General features: G+C 69.8%; 5 protein-coding genes and 1 pseudogene. 3 read left to right on the plus strand and 3 right to left on the minus strand.

The features are described 5' to 3' along the window. Positions 1-1,032: 1,032 nt before the first annotated feature. Positions 1,033-1,692, plus strand: coding sequence for a TetR/AcrR family transcriptional regulator C-terminal domain-containing protein (locus VIM19_01460; GenBank protein ID HEY5183580.1), 660 nt, complete (start codon positions 1,033-1,035; stop codon positions 1,690-1,692). A gap of 135 nt (positions 1,693-1,827) precedes the next feature. Here VIM19_01460 and VIM19_01465 read toward each other — a convergent pair whose 3' ends face one another. The 3 genes from VIM19_01465 to VIM19_01475 all read right to left on the minus strand — a co-directional run bounded on the left by VIM19_01465 (position 1,828) and on the right by VIM19_01475 (position 4,417). Next, complete coding sequence (locus VIM19_01465) at positions 1,828-2,040, minus strand: hypothetical protein (GenBank protein HEY5183581.1); 213 nt, start codon at positions 2,038-2,040, stop codon at positions 1,828-1,830. A 264-nt stretch (positions 2,041-2,304) separates the two neighbouring features. Then, positions 2,305-3,780 carry a phospholipase D-like domain-containing protein gene (locus VIM19_01470; GenBank protein ID HEY5183582.1) on the minus strand — a complete coding sequence of 492 codons (1,476 nt, stop codon included), beginning with the start codon at positions 3,778-3,780 and terminating at the stop codon, positions 2,305-2,307. Positions 3,781-4,042: 262 nt separating this feature from the next. Further along, positions 4,043-4,417, minus strand: a complete 375-nt coding sequence (locus tag VIM19_01475) for a PRC-barrel domain-containing protein (protein HEY5183583.1) — start codon at positions 4,415-4,417, stop codon at positions 4,043-4,045. A 332-nt stretch (positions 4,418-4,749) separates the two neighbouring features. Here VIM19_01475 and VIM19_01480 point away from each other — a divergent pair. Next, a pseudogene (locus tag VIM19_01480) lies at positions 4,750-4,965 on the plus strand (GNAT family N-acetyltransferase). Between the two features lie 215 nt (positions 4,966-5,180). Then, the coding region (locus tag VIM19_01485) for a nitroreductase family deazaflavin-dependent oxidoreductase (GenBank protein HEY5183584.1) at positions 5,181-5,272 on the plus strand (92 nt) is incomplete at its 3' end.

Consider the following 5,272-nt stretch of genomic DNA (forward strand, 5'->3'; position numbering starts at 1 on the left):
ATTTGATCGAGAAGTGGACGCCGAGCAGGACCAGGGGCCACAACAGGATGGCCAGCACGGCGGAGAGAACGCGGCCGGCGGTGGTCAGATGCGCGTAGTAGCCGTGCTGCGCTGCGACCAGCAGCCCGATCAGCAGGTAGACCAGGGGGACGATTCGACGAAGCATGATCTTTGTGCCTCCCTGAGAGGAACGATCGGCGGCCGACCAAGGGGCCGAGGCGGGCAGCGGACGGATCTCGCGCGGCTGCGGTCACTGAGGTGTGTGGTGGCCGAGGCGCCGCCGGATTCCGGAGCGCTCGAGCGTGGGCAGGTTCCCCGGTTGCGGGCTGGTCCGGCCGAGGGGTGTCCGCAGCGGGCGGCGGTGTCGCGCCGGTCTCCACCGCGCTGGTGGTGGGCGCGGTGTGCGGGCTGTCTGCGAATAGGCGTTCGTTGCGTTCGTCGTCGAGCTGCTGGGTGAGCCGGTCCCGGTCCAGGCGCAGATCCGTGGTCTCGCGCCGGGAGGTCTTGAGCTCACGCCGGGACCCTCGGGAGGCCAGGCGACGGGTGAAGGCGCCGAGGAGCATGCTCAACCCCAGCATGCCCACCGCGCCCACGACGATGCCGAAGGCGAACAGCTGTCCGGTGGACAGACCGGTCAGGTGCTGACCGAAGTTCACGAAACTGTCGCCCGCCGGGTGGGCGCTGCCGCTGTTGGTGGCGACGCCGGCCACCGCGACGCCGGCCGCGGCGATCAGGACGAGCAGCCCGATGATGACAATCATGGCCGTGCCTCCAGGTGCTCCAGGAAGGGATTCCCGTTGAGCCCCGCGGTGCCTCGGCGAAGGGAGCGACGAACTGATCCGGTGCCCGTAGTCCTACGGTGTAAACACAGTGAACGTCGCCATTGGGTCACTTGTCAATACCGTAGTACTACACTGTCTCGCTACGATGCCTGTCTACGTCGGATAGGCATGGGCGGTGAGTCAGAACGCCCGGGAGGAGGTGAGCCGAGTGGCCGCTCCCAGCGCTGGGCCTTCCCGCGACACACCACCGATGAGCCGCGAGCTGGTGCTGAGCACCGCGCTGGAGATCATCGACCGGGACGGTGTGGAAGGGTTGTCCATGCGACGCCTCGGCCACGCGCTGGGTCGCGACCCGATGTCGCTGTACCGCTACGCGGCTACTAAGGCCGCGCTGGTCGACGGGGTGGCCGAGCTGGTCTTGGACCAGCTCACCGTGGACACCACCGACGACGACTGGGCGGGTCAGCTGCGCACCGTCGCTCGCGCGTTCCGCCGCCTCGCCCTGGCCCACCCGCATGTCGTCCCGCTGCTGGTCACCCGGCCGCTGTCCACCCCGCTCGCCCTGCGGCCGCTGGGAACCCTGCGCCCTCTCGAGGCCAGCCTGGAGCTGCTCACCCGCGCCGGCTTCACCGACGTCGACGCCCTGCACGTCTACCGCTCCTTCTTCGGCTTCCTGCACGGCCACGTCCTCAACGAACTCCAAGAACTGGTCGACAACCCAGAGGAAACCGACGACCTGCTCCGCCTCGGTCTGCACCGCCTGCCGCTTCGAGAGTTCCCGCTGCTCCGCGGCCTGGCCCCCGCCCTGGCCGCCTACGATGGTGCCGCCGAGCTCGAACGCGGTCTGGAGATCCTGCTCACCGGCCTGCTGGCCCAACTTCCGCCGACCGCGCCGCCGCCCAAGCGCTGAGACGACCCGGCGACACCACGACCAGCCCGGCTTGAAGGCCGCCGGGGAACTGAACCCGGTCGGTGGCGGTGCGGTCAGCGACGCCCAGCCGGGGCCTGCTCGTCGCCTTCCGCTGTGCCGGCCACAACGTCACCGTCACCCGTCCGCACGGGCGCCATGCTCGGGCCGGGACACGTCCACCTGGTCAGGCTCGACGAAGTAGCACGAGCCCTCATGGCCCTGCTCCAGCGTGCACGTGCGCCCGGTTGCCAGATGCACGTTGCCGCAGCCGCCCGCCTTCGCCACCTCCCCGTCGACCGAGGCGTTGTGCAGTTCCGGGCGATCGTCCGGTTGGGCGGGTGCGTTCATCGCGGGATCCTGGCTCTCAGTCGGTTGACACGGTCGCTGCCCGGTTGGGCGGACGACGGTCTTCATGCCACGGTATGTCGTGGTCGACAACCGCGCCCGCGCGTCAGCTGGCCGTTCTCACCTCCGCAAAGCGGGGTCCATGCAGCCGAGCCCCCACAACGTGATGCGCGGCTTCACCGACCGTGGCCGGATCCATCGCATCGCCGACAAGCTGCTTGAAGGCCCTCGCGCAAAAGCCCGGCCGGTCAGCGGGAGCGGTGGCCGTCAGAAGCGTCGCTCGCGGCGCATCAGGGCGGTGCGCCCGTCCGGGTCGTACAGCAGGCGGTACATCGGGGTCGCCCACGCTCGGGTCCACCGCGACAGTGTCGGCTGGGTGTAGGTGCGAAGCTGGCCGGGGGGGCGCGGCCCGCGACGGCCGGCGTCGAACCAGGAGTCCAGCTGGGTGGCCGCGTCCCGGAAGGCGTCGAAGGCACGGACGGGATCGGTGAGGTCCTGCGCGAAGGCCGCGCCGCCGAGGTGCTCGGCTGCGAGCTGGAGCCGCAGCGACTGTGCCCACGAACGGCCCACGTGGGCGCCCGTGTCGGTGTCTGTGTCGGTGTCCAGGACCGCGCAGCTCAGCTCGCTGTCATGCGTCCAGGACCTCCGGTTCGCGTTGTCCGACCCGACGCACCCCCAGGTGTCATCGATGACGCAGACCTTCGCGTGGACGCAGATCGGAGTGCCGGCATCGTTTTCGAGGCCGTACACGGCGAAACGCGGCCCTCCCGCGGCCTGCAGCAGGCGCAGTCCCGGCTCACGGCCGGCCAGGTTGGGCGGCAGCGAGGTGCGCCCGTCCTGGTCGGGGAACCGCGGGATCACCGCGATCAGGCGCAGCTGCGGTGCCCGCGCCAGCGCGTCGGCGAACACCCGGGCGACATCGAGTGACCACAGGTACTGGTCCTCGACGTAGACCAGGGAACGCGCCTGCGCATGCGCCTTGTGGTACCCGCGGGCCACGCTGCGCTCACCCCGCGGCGCGAACGGATAGCCGGGACGACGCGCCGGATAGGTCCGCAGCAGCTGCACCGCCTGCGAGCCGCACGCGGCCGGGTCGGCAAGCTGAGCGGGCAGCGGGCGGGCCTTGCGGTCCTCTCGGTACAGCCGCTCCCCGATCAGATGGACGGGATTGCGGCTCAGCGGCGCAGGGTCTCGCCACCGTTCCCGGAAGACGGTCTCGGCGTCGCCGACGGCGGGACCCTGGACGGCCACCTGGACGTCGTGCCACGGAGGACGCGCGCCGTAGACGGCGGCCATCGGCTGGCTCTGCGGGTCCCCGCCATGCCGGTCGTCGTCCCGACGGCCGTGACACAGGTCGATCCCACCGATGAACGCGACGTCACGCTCCGGGTGCTGCAGATGCCGCAGCACCACCAGCTTTTGGTGGTGCGAGCCCATCGGTCGCACCCGCATGTCGAGCAGGCACTGACCGCCCGCCGCCTCGATCTCCTCCCCCAGGTGCCGGTTATCTCCCGCGCTGAACTGCAACCGGTCCAAATGGGAGCGCCAGACCGGGCCCCGCGCGTCGACTCCCCTGCGGGCCGCCGCCGCGAACACCGGGCCGACTTCGGTGCCCGGACCCCGCAACATCTCGTCCTGATCCCCACGCCAGTCCGTGAACATCAACCGGTCCCCTGCATCCATCGCCTCGACGGCGCTGAGCAGCTCGCCGAAGTACACGGCGCCGTGGATCAGCGGCCGCACCTGGTTCCCCCTCGACCAGGCGAGCCCGTCGCGATGCCGGTTGATCCACCGTGTCCGCGTTGCCGCGCTCGTCGGCGCTGAGGAACCACTGATCCGGCTCGGCGGCCAGACGGGGTCGACCGGCCATCTCGTCGAACACTGGTGCCACCTCCACGCCTCCCCACCCGAACCTCGTCCCCGCCACCACCCATCACCCGCTGGACCGTCCCTGCGGACGCCCGCCCGCGACGGCACCCGCCGTCCCGGATCGGCCGAGCCGTCGCTAGCGGCGGGGGAGGCGGCGTTGGCTCTCGCTGTTGGGCGGGGTGTAGTTGTGCTCGAAGTGGTGGTACGGGGTTGACTCGTCCGCCTGAGAAAGCACCTCACCGTGCAACTGGATATCGGGCGCGAACCGGACCTGCTCCTTGGTCACGGTGACCTGCAGGCCTACCGGGCCGACCCGGATCCCGCGCAGCGGCACAAACGTCAGGTGACGGTCGAGGAGACCTTCCCGGACCGTGGCAAACTGCGGCTCGTCGGTCTCGACGTCAACGTAGACGTCCTGCAACTTGCCGATCTTCTCGCCGTTGCGATCGACGAGCATCCTGCCGTGCCACTCGGCGACATCCCACCGGGCCTGGCCCTGATCGTTGGACATGTCTTGGTGAACATGACAAGCGTTGCCGGATCTGAGGCCGGGTCTTGAACGTATTCATCTGCCGCGAAGCGAGCGCTCTGCATGTGCCTAGCGCTCTCGATGTGGGAGTTCCGACCAGTCGATCACCTGCCTATGCGGACTAAATGTCGTCGAGGCCCCATCGCCCCATCCGCCTCCTTGGGCGGGCGGTGGCGCTCCCGAACTGCAGCCTCGATGTCAGTGCCACCTTCTTCGACAGGCTCCATACACACAGGTGTGCCCACGCGATCTTGTCGTCGAACACGCCGATCACCGTCACCCCCCCCCCGCATCAGGAAGGGTGACCCGTCGCGATGCGTGCCCTTCCAGCGCATCTCCATCCAGATCATGCCCCGCGCGGAGGTCGACGCGACTCACTCGGCGACGACGTCCGGCACACCCTGGAAGATCGACGGCAGGGCATCGGCCGGGAGCTGGCACGCACAGCGGTCGATGAAGCGCGCCGCGCAGGCGCACGGCACGTGGACCTCACCTCACGGCCGGAGCGGGAAGCGGCCAACGACCTGTACCAATCGCTTGGCATCGCTCGACGGCCCACGAGCATGTACCGACTGAACCTGACCCAGTGGCGCACCAAGGCGCCACCAGGGCTTCCTCGACGGGATCAGGATCCCGCTGGGCTCGGCCGCCCCGGCAACCCGGCGCCAGTGCCGCCTACGATCGCTGTGCGCACCCAGCCGGAACCACATCAGGCTGCCGGTCCCGTCGAGGCGAGGAGGGGAAGATGCTCATCACTGGCGAGTACGAGCCGAGCGCGTCGACGTGGGTGGCCGGTCAGGTCGCCGAGTACGAGGCCTCGGGCGGCACGCGGGCCAA

The organism is Actinomycetes bacterium (assembly GCA_036510875.1).
Taxonomy (GTDB): Bacteria; Actinomycetota; Actinomycetes; order Prado026; family Prado026; genus DATCDE01.